The organism is Actinotalea lenta, from assembly GCF_030586465.1.
GTDB lineage: Bacteria > Actinomycetota > Actinomycetes > Actinomycetales > Cellulomonadaceae > Actinotalea > Actinotalea lenta.
Genome location: NZ_JAUQYP010000001.1, coordinates 2112178 through 2127856 on the forward strand (window position 1 = coordinate 2112178; position 15679 = coordinate 2127856).

Sequence of the window (15679 nt, forward strand, 5' to 3'; positions counted from 1 at the left end):
GACACGTCGGCGCGGGCTGGGAGGATGGCGTCATGCCTGTCTCCCTGGACCCCACGAACCCGTTCGCCACCCCGTCGACCCTCCCGTACCGGTTGCCCGACTTCGCCGCGATCCGCGAGGAGCACTACCTGCCGGCGTTCGAGGCCGGCATGGCGGAGCAGCGCGCCGAGTTCGAGCAGGTCCTCACCGACCCGGCGGAGCCGGACGAGGAGAACACCCTGCTCGCGCTCGAACGGACCGGACGCCTGCTGGACCGGGTGTCCAGCGCGTTCTGGAACGTCGTGGGGTCGGACTCGACCCCGGGCCTCGAGGCGATCGAGGAGCAGATCGCCCCACGCCTCTCGGAGCACTACGACCTGCTCTACCTCGACCGTCGGCTGTTCGACCGGCTCGAGGCGCTGGCCGCCCGCGTCGGTGCGGGCGAGGTCGACCTGCCCGACGACGCCGCACACCTCCTGGAGCACCTGCGCCGCGACCTCGTGCGGGCGGGAGCCGCGCTGCCCACCGAGAAGCAGGAGCAGGTCACCCGGATCAACGCACGCATCGCCGCGCTGGAGGCAACGTTCAGCCGCACGCTGCTCGCCGAGTCCAACGACAGTGCGGTCCTGGTCACCGACCCGGCAGAGCTGGCGGGCCTGGCCGACGCGGAGCGTGCCGCCGCCCGGGAGGCGGCGGCGGACCGCGGCATGGACGGGTGGCTGCTCGAGCTGTCCCTGTTCAGCACCCAGCCGCAGCTGGTCACGCTGGCCAACCGCGAGGTGCGTCGTCGCCTGCACCAGGCCTCCCTCGCGCGCGGCTCACGCGGTGGCGAGCACGACACCCGCGCGACGTTGCTCGAGCTCGTCCGGCTGCGCGCAGAGCGTGCCCGCCTGCTCGGTTACGAGCACCACGCCGCGTACGTGGCCGAGGACGGCACCGCCAAGACCGCGGCCGCGGTGCACGCGATGCTCGCTCCGCTGGCTCCGGCCGCCGCCGCGAACGCGAGGCTCGAGGCCGTGGACCTCCAGCGGGCCCTCCAGGCCGACGAGCCGGACGCCACCCTCGAGGGCTGGGACTGGCCGCGCTACGCGGAGCGCGTACGCAACGAACGCTACGCGCTCGACGACGCGGCGCTGCGTCCCTACCTGGAGCTCGAGCGGGTGGTCCACGAGGGTGTGTTCCGCGCGGCGCACGAGCTGTACGGCCTGGACTTCACCGAGCGCACCGACCTGGTCGGGTACCACCCGCAGGTCCGCGTCTTCGAGGTGAGCGATGAGCACGGCCACCCGGTCGGGCTCTTCCTCGGGGACTACTACACCCGCGCGTCCAAGCAGGGTGGCGCCTGGATGAACTCCCTGGTCGACCAGAGCCGGCTGTTCGACGAGCTGCCGGTGGTGGTGAACAACCTCAACATCCCCAAGCCGCCGGACGGCGAGCCCACCTTGCTGACCTGGGACTTCGTCATCACGCTGTTCCACGAGTTCGGCCATGCCCTGCACGGGCTGCTGTCCGACGTCCGCCTGCCGTCCCAGTCCGGGACGGACGTGCCGCGCGACGTGGTCGAGTTCCCGTCCCAGGTGAACGAGATGTGGGCCTGGGAGCCGGAGATCCTGCGGCACTACGCGGTGCACCACGTCACCGGTGAGCCGATGCCCGCGGAGCTGGTCGACACCCTGCGTGCCTCGCGCCGGTTCAACGAGGGGTTCGCCACGACGGAGTACCTCGGGGCTGCCCTGCTCGATCAGGCCTGGCACCGGCTTGCGCCCGAGGACGTGCCCGACGACGTCGCGGCGGTCGAGCCGTTCGAGCGGTCGGCACTGGCCGCGGTCGGTATCGACGTGCCGGCCGTCGCTCCGCGGTACCGGTCGGCGTACTTCAAGCACGTCTTCGGAGGTGGCTACGCGGCCGCCTACTACTCCTACCTGTGGTCGGAGGTGCTCGACGCGGACACGGTGGAGTGGTTCGCGGAGAACGGCGGCCTGCGCCGGGACAACGGCGAGAGGTTCCGTTCCGCCCTGCTGTCCCGCGGCGGATCAGCGGACATGATGGACCTGTTCCGCGGCCTCCGCGGTCGTGACCCCGAGGTCGGTCCGTTGCTGGCGCGGCGCGGGCTGTCGCCCGTGAGCGTCTAGATCGTCCGGCGTACCCGGATGATCTTCCTGCGCAGCCACACCTTGCGCGCCCCGCCGGAGTAGGTCCGGGAGCGGGCGAGCTCCCAGCGTCCGTACTCGGCCTCGTCGGTGAGCAGTCGGCTCGCGTCCGACCTGCTGGTCTGCCGATCGAGCGTGAGCACGCGGTACTCGTACTGAGCACCGCGTGCCCGCCATCCGTCCGGTTCGAGCCCCTCCGTCATCGCAGGCTCCCTCCCTCGGGTTCGTGGTGTCATTGTCCACCGCGCGGCGATACGGTCTGACCATGACCGTAGACCCGCGCGCCGCGCTCGACCGACTGCTCGCAGCGCTCGAAGCGCACTACCACGCCGTGTCGACGCGGCGGGCGGACGACGACCCCAAGGTCGACGACGCCTACGACGTTCTCGCCGACGCCTTCGAGGTCTACGACGACGCCCTGGTCCGCGTCTACAGCGAGACGCTGCCGTTCTACCTCGCCGATGACGACGACGCCGAGGACGACGAGGACGAGGACGAGGACGAGGAGGACGCCGACGACGACCTCGACCCGCTCGACGGCGTGGAGATCGAGGACGACTGAGGTCTCTCAGCGTCGCTCGGGGTACCCCAGAGCGGGCGCGCTGACCTCGTCCAACGCGGCGAGGATCTCCGCGGGGAGCGCCGCGCGCGACGCCAGCACAGGGGCGAGCTGGGCCGGAGTGCGCGCGCCGACCACCGCGGACGCGACCCCCTGCGCCAGCACCCACGCCAGCGCCACCTCGAGCGGCTCGATGTCCAGCCCGGCAGCGGCGGTCACCACGGCGTCCACGACCGGGGCCGTGTCGGTCCCGAGGTAGGGCGCCACGAACCCTGCCAGGTGCGCAGAGGCCGCCCGGGAGTCGGCGGGGACGCTGCGCCGGTACTTGCCCGTCAGGACCCCGCGACCCAACGGCGACCAGGCGAGGACTCCGGCGCCGACCTCGGCGGCGGCCGCGAGCAGCTCACGTTCGACGCCGCGCTCCAGCAGCGAGTACTCGACCTGCACGGCGGCGAGCCGGTGCGGGGCGAGGAGATCGGCGACCCGTACCGTCCGCCAAGCCGGGTGGTTGGCCAGCGCGACGTAGCGGGCCCGCCCCGAGACGAGCACGTGCTCCAACGTCGCGGCGACCTCGTCGCACGGCGTTGCGGGGTCGGGTTGCTGCACGCAGAACACGTCGACGTGGTCGGTGCGCAGCCGGGCGAGCGACGCGTCCAGAGAGTCCAGCAGGGCGCGTCGCGAGCTGTCCACCCGCGCGCCACCCGCGGTCTGCCGCACGCCGCCCTTGGTGCACAGCACGACGTCCTCGCGATCCACGACGTCCCCGAGCAAGGTGCCCACCACGAGCTCCGCTGCGCCGTCGCCGTAGGACGCGGCGGTGTCCACCAGGGTGCCTCCGGCGTCGACGAAGCTGCGCAGCAGCTCCGCGGCGGTATGGGCGTCGGTGTCGCGGCCCCAGGTCAGCGTCCCGAGGCCGACGGAGGAGACCCGCAGCCCGGTCGCACCGAGCACTCGTTCGTCCATGACCGCGAGGCTACGCGAGCGCGAGCCCGCTCCGTGCCGTCGGCCGCGCCCAGCCTCGTCGTGCCCACTAGGCTGCCGCCGTGCAGACCTGGCCCGCGCCCTCCGTCCCTCAGATCCCAGGCCGAGGCCCCGAGGTCCGGGTCCGGGGTCTGGACGGTGTCCTGGTCCCGGCGGCTACCGGCGACGTTGCCGGGCTCTACGTGTGCGGGATCACGCCCTACGACGCCACTCACCTGGGCCACGCGGCCACGGCCGTCGCGTTCGACCTGCTGCACCGGGCGTGGCTCGACCAGGGACTCACGGTGAAGTACGTCTCGAACGTCACGGACGTCGACGACCCGCTGCTGGAACGGGCCACCGCGCTCGGCGTCGACTGGACCGAGCTCGCCGCCGAGCAGACCGCGCTGTACGCGCAGGACATGGCGGCGCTCGCGGTGCTCCCCCCGGACGTCTACCTCGGCGCCGTCGAGGCGATCGGGCTCATCGTGGATGCCGTGACCCGCCTCCTCGATCGCGGACTGGCCTATCGGGTTCCCCTCGAGGAGGGTGCGGGCGGAGACCGCCCGGACCTCGGGGACGTGTACGCGGACTCCCACGCCCAAGGGGTGCAGGACCTGGCCCGCATGGAGACGGCGGCGGCTGTGACGCTGTTCGCCGAGCGTGGCGGCGACCCGGACCGGGCCGGCAAGCGGCACCCGCTCGACCCGGCGCTGTGGCGCCGGGAACGTCCGGGCGAGCCCGCCTGGGACGGTGGCGTGCTCGGCTCCGGGAGGCCCGGCTGGCACATCGAGTGCACCGCCATCGCCGAACGGGCCCTCGGGGGCGCGTTCGACGTGCAGGGCGGCGGAAGCGACCTCTGCTTCCCGCATCACGCGATGAGCACCGCGCACGCCAGGGCCCTGGGTGGCCAGGGCGCCCGGGTCCAGCTGCACGCCGGCATGGTCGGCCTGGCCGGGGAGAAGATGAGCAAGTCCCTCGGCAACCTCGTCCTGGTCTCGGCGCTGCGGGAGCGTGGCGTCGACCCGATGGCGGTCCGCCTGGCGATCCTCGCCCACCACTACCGCGAGGACTGGGAGTGGTCCGACGAGGTCCTCGCGACCGCGACCCGGCGGCTCGAGCGGTGGCGTGCGGCGGTGTCCGGCAACGGGGGACCGGGCGCGTCCGAGGCGTTGGCCGAGATCCGCTCGGCGCTCGCCGACGACCTCGACGCCCCCCGCGCGCTGGCCGCCGTGGACAGCTGGGCCGATGCGAGCCTGACCCTCGGCGGTGACGACGAGGGCGCGCCGGGGGTGGTCTCCCGCGCGGTCGACGCGCTGCTCGGCGTCCGGCTCTGACCGGCTCCGCGACGCGCCCGTGTCCGGGCGCGGTGCCGGGTCAGCTCCCCGGCTTGTCCCGGCGCCGCAGGTACCGCTCGAACTCCCGCGCGATCGCCTCGCCGCTGGCCTCGGGCAGGTCGACGGTGTCCTTGGCCTCCTCGAGCTGAGCCACGTACTCGGCGATCTCGCTGTCCTCGGCGGCCAGCTCGTCGACGCCGTTCTGCCACGCCTCGGCGTCCTCGTGCAGCTCGCCCATGTCGATCGTCTCGCCCAGCAGCTCCTCGGTCCGGGTCAGCAGGGCGAGGGTCGCCTTGGGCGACGGAGGGTGGGCCACGTAGTGCGGGACCGCTGCCCACATCGACACGGTGCGCAGGCCGCGCCGGCTCGCCTCGTGGGTCAGCACGCCCACGATGCCGGTCGGCCCCTCGTAGCTGCTGCGCTCCAGGTCGAGCTCGGCCCGCACGCCGCGATCGTCGCTCGTGGCGGTCACCGGGATCGGCCGGGTGTGCGGGACGTCTGCGAGCAGGGCGCCGAGCGTCACGACCGTGGTCACCCCCAGGCGTTCGGCGGCATCCAGCAGCTCGTCGCAGAACCGGCGCCAGCGCATGGAGGGTTCGATCCCGTGCACGAGCACCACGGGCCCGGCGTCCGACGGCCGCTCCGCGACGGAGAGCGTCGTGGTCGGCCACGTGATCTCCCGGGTACCGTCGGCGCCGAGTCCCACCTGCGGGCGGTTGACCTGGAAGTCGTGGTACTCCTCCGGGTCCAGCTCCTCGACCTGCTCGGCGTGCCACGCCTGGTGCAGGTGCACGACCGCCTGAGAGGCAGCGGACCCGGCGTCGTTCCAGCCCTCGAAGGCGGCGATCATCACCGGGCCGCGGAGGGCGTCGGGCGGCTGGGGCGCAGTCATGCCGTCCAGCGTAGGCGGTGCGGGCTCGTGTGCAGAGGCGGGCCACGGTGGGGCGCTTCGTAGACTGGCCCGATGACCGACGCGCCGCTCCCGGCCGCCGTGCTGTGGGACATGGACGGCACCCTCGTGGACACCGAGCCGCTGTGGTTCGCGGCCGAGGCGGCGCTGGCCCGCCACCACGGTGTGGCGTGGGACGCCTCGCTGTCGCGGCAGCTCGTGGGCATGCCGCTGGAGCGCTACGCACAGATCCTCGTCGGTCGCGGTGTGGACCTGGTGGTCGACGACGTCGTGGACCGGCTGGTCGACTCGGTCGCGCAGGGCCTGGTGCGGGAGGTCACCTGGCAGCCGGGGGTGCTGGGCCTGCTGGCCGAGCTCGCGGAGTCCCGGGTGCCGTGCGCGCTCGTGACCATGTCCTACCGGCGGCTCGCCGACGCCGTCGTCGCGCAGGCGCCGCCGGGTACCTTCCGCGTCGTGGTGACCGGTGACGACGTGCAGCACGGCAAGCCGCACCCCGAGGCGTACCTGCGGGCCGCGGCCGAGCTCGGCGTCGATCCGACCCGCTGCCTGGCGATCGAGGACTCACCGCCCGGGATCGGCGCGGCGCTGGCCTCGGGTGCCCGGACGTTGGCGGTGCAGAACGTGGTGCCGGTGGAGCGCCGGGAGGGCCTGAGCCGAGTGCCGACCCTGGCGGGTGTCGGCCTGACGGACCTCGTCCAGATCCTGGCGGGCGACGACCTGGACCTGCTCGTCGACTGACGAGCGCCTACCCGTGCGCCGCCGGCTCGGGCCGCACCCCGATGGCACGCTCGACGGCCGCGGGGTCCAGTGCGGGCGGGGTGCCGCCGAACACCGGGCACAACGACTGGTGGGCGCACCAGTCGCACAACGCGGAGGCGCGCGGCCGGAACTCGCCACGCCGCGCGGCCTCCCTGATGCTGCGCCAGATCGCCGTGACCAGGCGCTCCGTGGCGTCCAGCTCGCGTCGGTCGGGCGCGTGCCGTAGCACCACGCCGTCGCCGAGGTACACGAGCTGCAGCAGGGCGGGCATGCGACCGCGCAGCCGATCCAGGAGGAGGGCGTAGAACCGCATCTGGAACATCGCCCCGTTCTCGAACCCTTCGCGCGGCGACCGGCCCGTCTTGTAGTCAACCACCCGCATCGCACCGTCGGGAGCGACGTCGAGCCGGTCGACGATGCCGCGCATCTCCCACCCGTCCTCGGTGGTCAGCCGCACCGTGAGCTCGCGCTCGGCGGGCTCGAGGCGGTTCGGGTCCTCCAAGGTGAAGTAGGTGTCCAGGAGCGCCGCCGCGGCAGCCAGCCAGCCCTCCTCGCCGGACTCGTCGAGCACGTCGCGCGCCCGAGGATCCGCCTCGACCAGCTCCGACCACGCGGGCGCGAGCAGCTCGACCGCCACGGCGGGCGTGCGCCCGCCCGCCGGCCGGTCGAAGAGTCGTTCGAGGACGGCATGGACCAAGGTCCCGCGCAGCGCTGCGGGGCTCGGCGGCTCAGGGACCCGGTCCACCACGCGCAGCCGGAACAGCAGGGGACACCGCTGGAAGTCCGAGGCTCGCGACGGCGAGATCCCGGGCCGCCGCGGCGCGTCGTCGGCCGCCGCGGCACGGACGGGCGGGGCGGCGTCGGACGATCGGGCTGCGGTGTCGGTCGGTTCCACGTCTGCGAGGGTACGGCCTGCCACCGACGCGGCCCGTAGGGTGGCCCGGTGAGCGAACCGTCCCCGCAGCGCGGGTGGGCCCAGCGCGGGTGGGTCGTCGGGCACGCCTGGGGCAGCCCGGTCGTGCTGTCACCGGGCTGGCTGGTCGCGGCGGTCGTGCTCACCGCCCTGCTGCTGCCCTTCGCGCAGCAGCTCGCCCCGGCGTCCGGGCCCGGGGTGGTGTGGCTGCTCGCCCTGTCTGCGGTGCTCCTGCTGTTCGTCTCCACCTTCCTGCACGAGCTCGCGCACGCGGGGGCCGCGCGCCGGTACGGGATGCCGGTCCACCGCATCGCCCTGACCCTGCTCGGGGGTCACACCGAGCTGGGCGAGCGCGCCCCCGGTCCGGCCGCCTCCGCCGTCGTGGCCGTCGTCGGGCCGCTGACCAACCTCGCGCTGGGCGCGGTGGCGTGGGTCGTGTGGCGGGTCGGCCCCGACCGTGGTCCGGTCTCGGCGCTGATCCTCGCGCTGGCCGTCACCAACGGGTTCGTCGCCGTGCTGAATCTGCTGCCCGGTCTGCCCCTGGACGGCGGCCGGGTCCTCGAGGCCGCGGTGTGGGGGGCCACGGGCCGCCGGGGCACCGGCACGCGGGTGGCGGGGTGGGTGGGTCGCGCGGTCGCCGCGGGGATCGGGCTGTGGTCCCTGCTGCCCGCTCTCGCCGGCCGGCCGGACGTGACCAGGCTTCTGTGGGGCGGCCTCATCGCGGTGTTCATCTGGACCGGGGCGAGCCAGGCCATCCGGGGGGCTGCGCTCGAGGAGGCGCTGGACCGGTTGACGGTCGCGCGGCTGGCGACGCCCGTCGTGCTGCTGCCCGCGGACCGGACCGTCGCCGACGCCGGTGCGTCGACCCCGCCGGGGCACGGCGTCGTGGTGCTCGGTCCGCTCGGCCAGCCGGTGGGCTACCTCGACTCGGCGGCCGTCGCGTCGGTGCCCGAGCACCTGCGCGCTGGGACGCCGTTGAGCGCCGTGGTCGGACCGTTGCCTCCGGAGGCGCGGGTGCAGCTCGGCCTGGCGGGCCGCGAGGCCGTCGAGGCCGTGCGGGTGGCCGCGGCACGATCCCCGGTGATGGCGGTCGTCGCGGCCGACGGGTCGGTCGTCGGCCTGCTCCGCGCGACCGACGTCGTGCGTGCGCTGCGGAGCGCCGGCGCGTGAGTTGGAGCACCGACCGCGGAGCGGCAGACTCGGGAGACGTGAACCCACCCACCGGTGCCGACCAGCGGCGCGGCCCGTTCCGCGCAGGTGAGCGCGTGCAGCTGACCGACCCCAAGGGCCGGCTGCACACGATCACGCTGGCCCCGGACGCCAGCTTCCACACCCATCGCGGCTACTTCCGGCACTCGGCGCTGATCGGGGCCAGCGAGGGCAGCGTGGTGACGAGCTCGGGCGGCGTGTCGTACCTGGCCCTGCGCCCGCTGCTCAGCGACTACGTCATGTCCATGCCGCGCGGCGCCCAGGTGGTGTACCCCAAGGACGCCGGCCAGGTCGTGACGATGGGGGACATCTACCCCGGGGCGCGGGTCGTCGAGGCGGGGGTGGGCTCCGGGGCGCTCAGCATGAGCCTGCTGCGCGCCGTCGGTGACGGGGGCGCGCTGCACTCGGTCGAGCGCCGCGGTGAGTTCGCCGCCATCGCACGGGCCAACGTCGAGGCGTTCTTCGGCGGCCCGCACCCGGCGTGGCGGCTGACCGTCGGTGACCTGGCCACGGTGCTCGCGCAGGAGCCGGCCGCGTCCGTCGACCGGGTCGTGCTGGACATGCTCGCCCCGTGGGAGAACGTCGACGCGGTGGCGCACGCCTTGGCGCCCGGCGGGGTGCTCACCTGCTATGTCGCGACCACGACGCAGCTGTCCCGCCTCACCGAGGACCTGCGGGCGGACGGCCGCTTCACCGAGCCGTCGGCGTGGGAGTCGATGGTCCGAACGTGGCACCTCGAGGGCCTGGCGGTCCGGCCCGACCACCGGATGATCGCGCACACCGGCTTCCTGCTCACGACGCGCCGGATGGCCGACGGTGTCGAAGCCCCCGAGCGTGTGCGTCGCCCCGCCAAGGGCGCCTACCCGGCGGGCGAGTGGACGCCGGAGGACCTCGGTGAGCGCGAGGTCTCGCCCAAGAAGGTCCGCCGTGTCAAGCGCGACCTGGGTGCGTCCGACCCGGTGGATCCGGCCAGCGACTGAGACGAACGGGCGCGTCCGCCCACCGGGTTGCGCCTCGACCGCACGTGCGACCTATCGTGGAGTGACCTGCAGCGGGAGGCACCATGACGCACACACCGGACCAGCGCGAGCCGGACCGCGAGGGCGCCGCCCGCCCCTGGCAGGGCGGCCCGCGCGACCTCGCCCGACAGGCCGGGGACTCCGCCCGGCAGGCCGCGGCCCTGGCGGCGAAGAACGAGCGACTCGCCGAGGCGCTCCGCGCGGCGCGTGACCGCATCGTCGAGCTGCAGCACCAGATCGACGAGCTGGGCAAGCCGCCGGCCACCTTCGCCACGTTCCTCGCCGCGCGCGAGGGGAACACCGCCGTCGTCGTGCAGTCCGGACGCAAGCTGCACGTCCAGGTCGGTCCGGGTGTCGAGCTGTCGTCGCTGCGGCCCGGTCAGGAGGTCCGGCTCAACGAGGCCATGGTGATCGTCGAGGCCGGCGCCTACGAGCAGGTCGGAGAGATCGTCACCGTCAAGGAGCTCCTCGACACCGACCGCGCGCTGGTCGTCGGCCGCGGCGACGAGGAGCGTGTCGTGCGGCTCGCCGGGCAGCTGACCGGCGCCACGGTCCGGGTCGGCGACGCCCTGACGGTGGACTCGCGCTCAGGGTTCGTCTTCGAGCTGATCCCGCGGTCCGAGGTCGAGGAGCTGGTCCTCGAAGAGGTCCCGGACATCGCCTACGAGGACATCGGTGGCCTGGGGGCGCAGATCGAGGAGATCCGCGACGCGGTCGAGCTGCCGTTCGCCCACCCCGAGCTGTTCCGTGAGCACGGCCTGCGACCGCCCAAGGGCGTGCTCCTCTACGGGCCACCCGGCTGCGGCAAGACGCTGATCGCCAAGGCCGTGGCGCACTCACTCGCCGAGACCCGGGGACGCAACGCCGACGGGGGCCCGGGCACGTCGTACTTCCTCAACGTCAAGGGCCCCGAGCTGCTCAACAAGTACGTGGGGGAGACCGAGCGGCACATCCGCCTGATCTTCGCCCGTGCCAGGGAGAAGGCCTCGCAGGGCTCACCCGTCGTGGTGTTCTTCGACGAGATGGAGTCCCTGTTCCGTACTCGCGGGACCGGGATCTCCTCGGACGTGGAGACCACGATCGTGCCCCAGCTGCTCGCGGAGATCGACGGCGTCGAGCGGCTGGACAACGTGATCGTCATCGGCGCCTCCAACCGCGAGGACATGATCGACCCGGCCATCCTGCGGCCCGGGAGGCTGGACGTGAAGATCAAGATCGAGCGGCCGGACGCCGAGGCGGCCAAGGAGATCTTCGCCAAGTACCTGACCGCAGACCTGCCGTTGCACGACGACGACCTGGCCGAGCACGGCCGGGACCCGGTGGCGACGGTCGGCGCGATGGTCGAGCGCACCGTGGAGCGGATGTACGACGAGTCCAGCGACAACGAGTTCCTCGAGGTCACGTACGCCTCGGGCGACAAGGAGGTGCTGTACTTCAAGGACTTCGCGTCGGGGGCGATGATCCAGAACGTCGTCGACCGGGCCAAGAAGGCCGCGATCAAGGACTTCCTGTCCACAGGTAGCCGGGGCATCCGTGTCGATCACCTGCTGACCGCGTGCGTCGACGAGTTCCGGGAGAACGAGGACCTGCCCAACACCACCAACCCGGACGACTGGGCGCGCATCTCCGGCAAGAAGGGCGAGCGCATCGTGTTCATCCGCACGATCGTGCAGGGCAAGGTGGGCAAGGAGAGCCGGCGGACGATCGAGACGGTCAACCCGACCGGTCAGTACCTGTAGGACCCGGCCGCGTCGTGCCCGGCCGGGACCGTGCGGCGGTCCTGCGGCCCGGGGATGACTAGCCTGACGTGGTGAGTGTGCGTCGGGTGATGGGCATCGAGACCGAGTACGGCGTCCTGCAGCCCGGACGGCCGCAGGCGAACCCGATGGTGCTGTCCAGCCACGTCGTCAGCGTGTATGCCGCGGTGCACGCGCGGTCCCGCGCGCGTTGGGACTATGCGGACGAGGACCCGCTGGCCGACGCACGCGGCTTCCGGCTCGCGCGCGCCGCTGCGCATCCGTCGATGGTCACCGACGACCCGGAGCGGCCCGCGCCGTCCGGGGACGAGGAGACCTTGGGCGCGTCGGCCATGGAGCGGCCCACGGTCGAGGAGTACGACGACCCGGGCGCCGCCACGTCGATCCTGTCCAACGGCGCGCGGCTGTACGTCGACCACGCGCACCCCGAGTACTCCTCGCCGGAGGTGACCACGCCCCTGGACGCCGTGGTGTGGGACAAGGCCGGCGAGCGGGTGATGCTGGCCGCAGCGCGCGCGTGCGCCGACAGCCCCGCGCTGCCGGACGTCGTGCTGTACAAGAACAACGTCGACGGCAAGGGCGCGTCCTACGGCACCCACGAGAACTACCTGGTCGACCGCGCTCTGCCGTTCCCGGTGCTCGCGGCCCAGCTGATGCCCTTCCTGGCCACGCGTCAGGTGTTCGCCGGCGCCGGACGGGTCGGGCTGGGCCCCAACGGCCAGCGTCCCGGCTTCCAGATCTCCCAGCGCGCGGACTACATCGAGGCGGAGGTCGGCCTGGAGACCACGTTGCGCCGCCCGATCGTCAACACGCGGGACGAGCCGCACGCCGACCGCGCCAGGTGGCGTCGCCTGCACCTGATCCTGGGTGACGCCACGATGCTCGAGGTGGCCACCTGGCTGCGGGTCGGGACCACCTCCCTGGTGCTGTCCGTGCTGGAGCAGGCGGGTCCGGAGGGCGTCCCCGAGCTCGCGGCGCTCGCCCTGGAGGACCCGGTCGACGCGGTGCACCGGATCAGCCACGACCCTGGGCTGACCGCGCGCGTGGAGCTGGTGGACGGGCGCCGGCTGACCGCGCTGGAGATCCAGCAGGAGGTCCTCGCCGTCGTGCGGGGCCGCCTGTCCGACCCCGAGGCCGACGAGGTCCTGGACAGGTGGGCCTCGGTGCTGGACCGGCTCGGTCGCGATCCGGGGCTCTGTGCCCGAGAGGTCGAGTGGGTGGCCAAGCTGCGGCTCCTCGAGGGCATGGCGCGCCGCGATCACCTGGCCTGGGACAACCCGCGGCTCGCCGCGATGGACTTCCAGTGGTCCGACGTGCGTCCGGAACGGGGCCTGTACCACCGCCTCGTCGCGGCCGGTGCCGTCGAGCGGCTCACGACCGATGCGCAGGTCGAGCGGGCCGTGCACGAGCCCCCGGCGGACACCCGCGCCTACTTCCGCGGCACCGTCGTGCGACGGTTCGCCGATGCGGTCCGGGCCGCGAGCTGGGACTCGGTCGTGCTCGACGTGCCGAGCTCGCCCACGTTGCAGCGGATCCCGCTGCGCGACCCGTGGCGCGGTACGCAGGCGCACGTGGGAGAGCTGCTGCGGTCCTGCCCCGACGCCGAGGCCCTGGTCGCCCGGCTGGTGCCGCGCTGACCGTGCGGATGCGGCCCCCTCGCCGACACCCCTAGCGTCGCGGGCATGTGCTTCTCAGCGCCCGCCGACCTCGTCGCCGGCATCGTGATCGCCGGTGTCGGCGTCGACACCCTGCGGCACGTGCGGCACCACCGCGAGGCCGCCCTCGCCGGTCTGCCCGTGCTGTTCGGGGTGCATCAGCTCATGGAGGTGCCGGTGTGGCTGGGCCTGGACGGTTACGCGGGTGTCGCGCACGGGTTCGCCGTCGCGTACCTGCTGGTCGCGTTCGGGGTGGTTCCGTGGGTGGTGCCGCTGGCCATCGCACGGCTGGAGCCGGAGCCCGGTCGGGCGCGGTTCATGGCCGCGACGGTCGTGCTGGGTGCGGCCGTGGCGGTGGCTCTGCTGGTGCCGACGCTCACGCGGGGTGTGTCCACGGCGGACGGCGGCGCCTTCGTGGACTACCGCACCCACCTCGTGCTCGCGGGGCCGCTGACGGTCGCGTACGTCGTGGCGACGTGCGGAGCGTTGCTGGCGTCCTCCGACCGGGTGGTGGTCTGGTACGGAGTGGCCAACCTGGTGGCCGTGGTGGCTCTCGCCGTGCTGCTGACGTCGGGCGTGGTGTCGCTGTGGTGCGTGTGGGCGGCGGTGACGAGCATCGCGATCGCGGTCCACCTGCGGCGCCTGCACCGGGCCCACGCCGGCGGGCGGCCCGCGACGCGCACGGGGACACCGCACGCCTAGGATCGGGACAGGGACGGGCGACCGGCCCGGTGCGCCGGTGCCCCCGGTCCACCCTCGAGAGGAGGCCACCATGGCGACCGAGCAGCAGCGCCCACGGCGCGACGACCACGAGCCCGACGACGCCGCCACCCCACCGCCGGCACCGCAGGCGCAGCAGCAGGACTCCGAGGTGGACGACCTGCTCGACGAGATCGACGACGTCCTGGAGTCCAACGCCGAGTCGTTCGTGCGCGGGTTCGTCCAGAAGGGCGGCGAGTGAGTGCCTGATCTCCCCGGCCGGCTGCCGGCGTCCTTCACCACGCCCGGGAACGCCTCGTTCGTCGACTTCCTGGCGAGCCACGACCCGTCGCTGCTGCCCGCGGGTCGCGGTCTGCCCCCCGGCGAGCTGCCGGCGAGCCCGCACGGCACCACGATCGTGGCGCTGCGGCACGCCGGCGGTGTGGTGATGGCCGGTGACCGCCGGGCGACGGCCGGATCGATGATCGCCTCCCGCCAGATCGAGAAGGTTCACCCGGCCGACCACTACTCGGCCATCGGCATCGCGGGGACCGCCGGACTCGCGCTGGAGCTGGTCCGGCTCTTCCAGCTCGAGCTCGAGCACTACGAGAAGATCGAGGGCGCCGTGCTGTCGCTCGACGGCAAGGCCAACCGGCTGGCCACGATGGTGCGCGGCGGTCTCGGCCTGGCGATGCAGGGGCTGGCCGTGCTGCCCCTCTTCGGGGGGTACGACGCCGACCGGGGCGCGGGGCGGATCTTCTCCTACGACGTGACCGGCGGCCGCTACGAGGAGTCCGACCACCACGCGGTCGGCTCGGGCTCGGTGTTCGCGCGAGGTTCGCTCAAGAAGCTGTGGCGGCCCCGGCTGCCGGAGGGCGACGCGATCGAGGTCGCGGTGCACGCCCTGGTCGACGCCGCCGACGACGACTCGGCGACGGGAGGGCCGGATCTCGTGCGGCGGATCTGGCCGACGGTCGCCGTGGTGGACATGGACGGCTACCGGGCCGTGGGTCCCGACGAGCTGGCCGACGTCGTCGCGCGGGTGGACGCGGCCAGGCGGGAGGATGAGCAGCGATGAGCATGCCGTTCTACGTCTCGCCCGAGCAGCTGATGAAGGACCGGGCGGACTACGCGCGCAAGGGCATCGCCCGGGGCCGGTCGGTCGTGGTGGTCGGCTACGACGAGGGGATCGCGTTCGCCACCGAGAACCCGTCGGCCGCGCTGCACAAGATCTCCGAGATCTACGACCGGATCGCGTTCGCCGCGGTGGGCAAGTACAACGAGTTCGAGAACCTCAGGGTCGCCGGTATCCGCTACGCGGACCTGCGCGGCTACTCCTACGACCGGTCCGACGTCAGCGCGCGGGCCCTCGCCAACGCCTACGCCCAGACACTGGGCACGGTGTTCACCACCGAGTCCAAGCCGCTGGAGGTCGAGCTTGCCGTGGCCGAGGTCGGCGCGACGCCGGACGCGGACCAGATCTACCGCCTGTCCTACGACGGATCGGTGAGCGACGAGCGCCGCTTCGTGGTCATGGGGGGCCAGGCCGACCAGCTCACCGCGCGGATGGAGGACGGCTGGCGCGCGGGCATGGACCTGGGCGGTGCGGTGAGCCTCGCGGTGGCCGCCCTGGGCAGCCACGGTGAGGACGAGCCCCGGCGGATCGAGCCGGGCCAGCTCGAGGTCGCCGTGCTGGACCGGACGCGACCCCGCCGGGCCTTCCGCCGGCTGCGCACCGACGCGGTCGCCGATCTCCTCGCCGCAGGGGCCTGA

General features: G+C 73.4%; 16 protein-coding genes. 12 read left to right on the top strand and 4 right to left on the bottom strand.

Translation table 11 applies throughout. The annotated features are described in order from the left end of the window. Nucleotides 1-32: 32 nt before the first annotated feature. Nucleotides 33-2111 carry a M3 family metallopeptidase gene (locus Q6348_RS10110; RefSeq protein WP_304601167.1) on the top strand — a complete coding sequence of 693 codons (2079 nt, stop codon included), beginning with the start codon at nt 33-35 and terminating at the stop codon, nt 2109-2111. On the opposite strand, the gene Q6348_RS10115 is transcribed toward Q6348_RS10110, so the two are convergent. Further along, nucleotides 2108-2332: a DUF5703 family protein gene (locus Q6348_RS10115; RefSeq protein WP_304601168.1), complete on the bottom strand. Its 225-nt coding sequence runs from the start codon at nt 2330-2332 to the stop codon at nt 2108-2110. The two genes, Q6348_RS10110 and Q6348_RS10115, sit on opposite strands and share 4 nt — an antisense overlap. Before the next feature lie 62 nt (nt 2333-2394). On the opposite strand from Q6348_RS10115, the gene Q6348_RS10120 reads away from it, so the two are divergent. Then, a complete protein-coding gene (locus Q6348_RS10120) occupies nt 2395-2691 on the top strand; it encodes a primosomal protein (RefSeq protein ID WP_304601169.1) in 297 nt (98 codons plus the stop codon). Between the two features lie 6 nt (nt 2692-2697). Here Q6348_RS10120 and Q6348_RS10125 read toward each other — a convergent pair whose 3' ends face one another. Continuing rightward, on the bottom strand, nt 2698-3651 hold the full coding sequence (locus Q6348_RS10125) for an aldo/keto reductase (protein ID WP_304601170.1): 954 nt from the start codon (nt 3649-3651) through the stop codon (nt 2698-2700). Between the two features lie 80 nt (nt 3652-3731). On the opposite strand from Q6348_RS10125, the gene mshC reads away from it, so the two are divergent. Continuing rightward, nucleotides 3732-4985, top strand: coding sequence for a cysteine--1-D-myo-inosityl 2-amino-2-deoxy-alpha-D-glucopyranoside ligase (mshC, locus tag Q6348_RS10130; RefSeq protein ID WP_304601171.1), 1254 nt, complete (start codon nt 3732-3734; stop codon nt 4983-4985). A gap of 40 nt (nt 4986-5025) precedes the next feature. On the opposite strand, the gene Q6348_RS10135 is transcribed toward mshC, so the two are convergent. Beyond that, nucleotides 5026-5877: a PAC2 family protein gene (locus tag Q6348_RS10135; RefSeq protein ID WP_304601172.1), complete on the bottom strand. Its 852-nt coding sequence runs from the start codon at nt 5875-5877 to the stop codon at nt 5026-5028. 72 nt (nt 5878-5949) lie between these two features. Between Q6348_RS10135 and Q6348_RS10140 the strand changes: the two genes are divergently transcribed. Further along, nucleotides 5950-6633, top strand: coding sequence for an HAD family hydrolase (locus Q6348_RS10140; protein WP_304601173.1), 684 nt, complete (start codon nt 5950-5952; stop codon nt 6631-6633). Between the two features lie 7 nt (nt 6634-6640). Here Q6348_RS10140 and Q6348_RS10145 read toward each other — a convergent pair whose 3' ends face one another. Then, a complete protein-coding gene (locus Q6348_RS10145; protein WP_304601174.1) occupies nt 6641-7549 on the bottom strand; it encodes a RecB family exonuclease in 909 nt (302 codons plus the stop codon). A 48-nt stretch (nt 7550-7597) separates the two neighbouring features. Here Q6348_RS10145 and Q6348_RS10150 point away from each other — a divergent pair, with 48 nt between their 5' ends. From Q6348_RS10150 to prcA, 8 genes are all read left to right on the top strand, one after another. Beyond that, on the top strand, nt 7598-8737 hold the full coding sequence (locus Q6348_RS10150) for a site-2 protease family protein (RefSeq protein WP_304601175.1): 1140 nt from the start codon (nt 7598-7600) through the stop codon (nt 8735-8737). A gap of 38 nt (nt 8738-8775) precedes the next feature. Further along, on the top strand, nt 8776-9756 hold the full coding sequence (locus Q6348_RS10155; RefSeq protein ID WP_304601176.1) for a tRNA (adenine-N1)-methyltransferase: 981 nt from the start codon (nt 8776-8778) through the stop codon (nt 9754-9756). Between the two features lie 83 nt (nt 9757-9839). After that, nucleotides 9840-11534, top strand: a complete 1695-nt coding sequence (gene arc / locus Q6348_RS10160; protein WP_304601177.1) for a proteasome ATPase — start codon at nt 9840-9842, stop codon at nt 11532-11534. A gap of 71 nt (nt 11535-11605) precedes the next feature. Further along, a complete protein-coding gene (dop, locus tag Q6348_RS10165; protein ID WP_304601178.1) occupies nt 11606-13189 on the top strand; it encodes a depupylase/deamidase Dop in 1584 nt (527 codons plus the stop codon). Between the two features lie 45 nt (nt 13190-13234). Continuing rightward, nucleotides 13235-13909, top strand: coding sequence for a DUF6629 family protein (locus Q6348_RS10170; RefSeq protein ID WP_304601179.1), 675 nt, complete (start codon nt 13235-13237; stop codon nt 13907-13909). Between the two features lie 70 nt (nt 13910-13979). Next, on the top strand, nt 13980-14168 hold the full coding sequence (locus tag Q6348_RS10175; RefSeq protein ID WP_304601180.1) for a ubiquitin-like protein Pup: 189 nt from the start codon (nt 13980-13982) through the stop codon (nt 14166-14168). Continuing rightward, the gene (gene prcB, locus Q6348_RS10180; protein WP_304601181.1) at nt 14169-14984 is read left to right on the top strand and encodes a proteasome subunit beta; all 816 of its coding nucleotides are present in this window, start codon (nt 14169-14171) and stop codon (nt 14982-14984) included. Next, the gene (prcA, locus tag Q6348_RS10185) at nt 14981-15679 is read left to right on the top strand and encodes a proteasome subunit alpha (RefSeq protein WP_304601182.1); all 699 of its coding nucleotides are present in this window, start codon (nt 14981-14983) and stop codon (nt 15677-15679) included. Before prcB ends, prcA begins: the two co-directional genes overlap by 4 nt.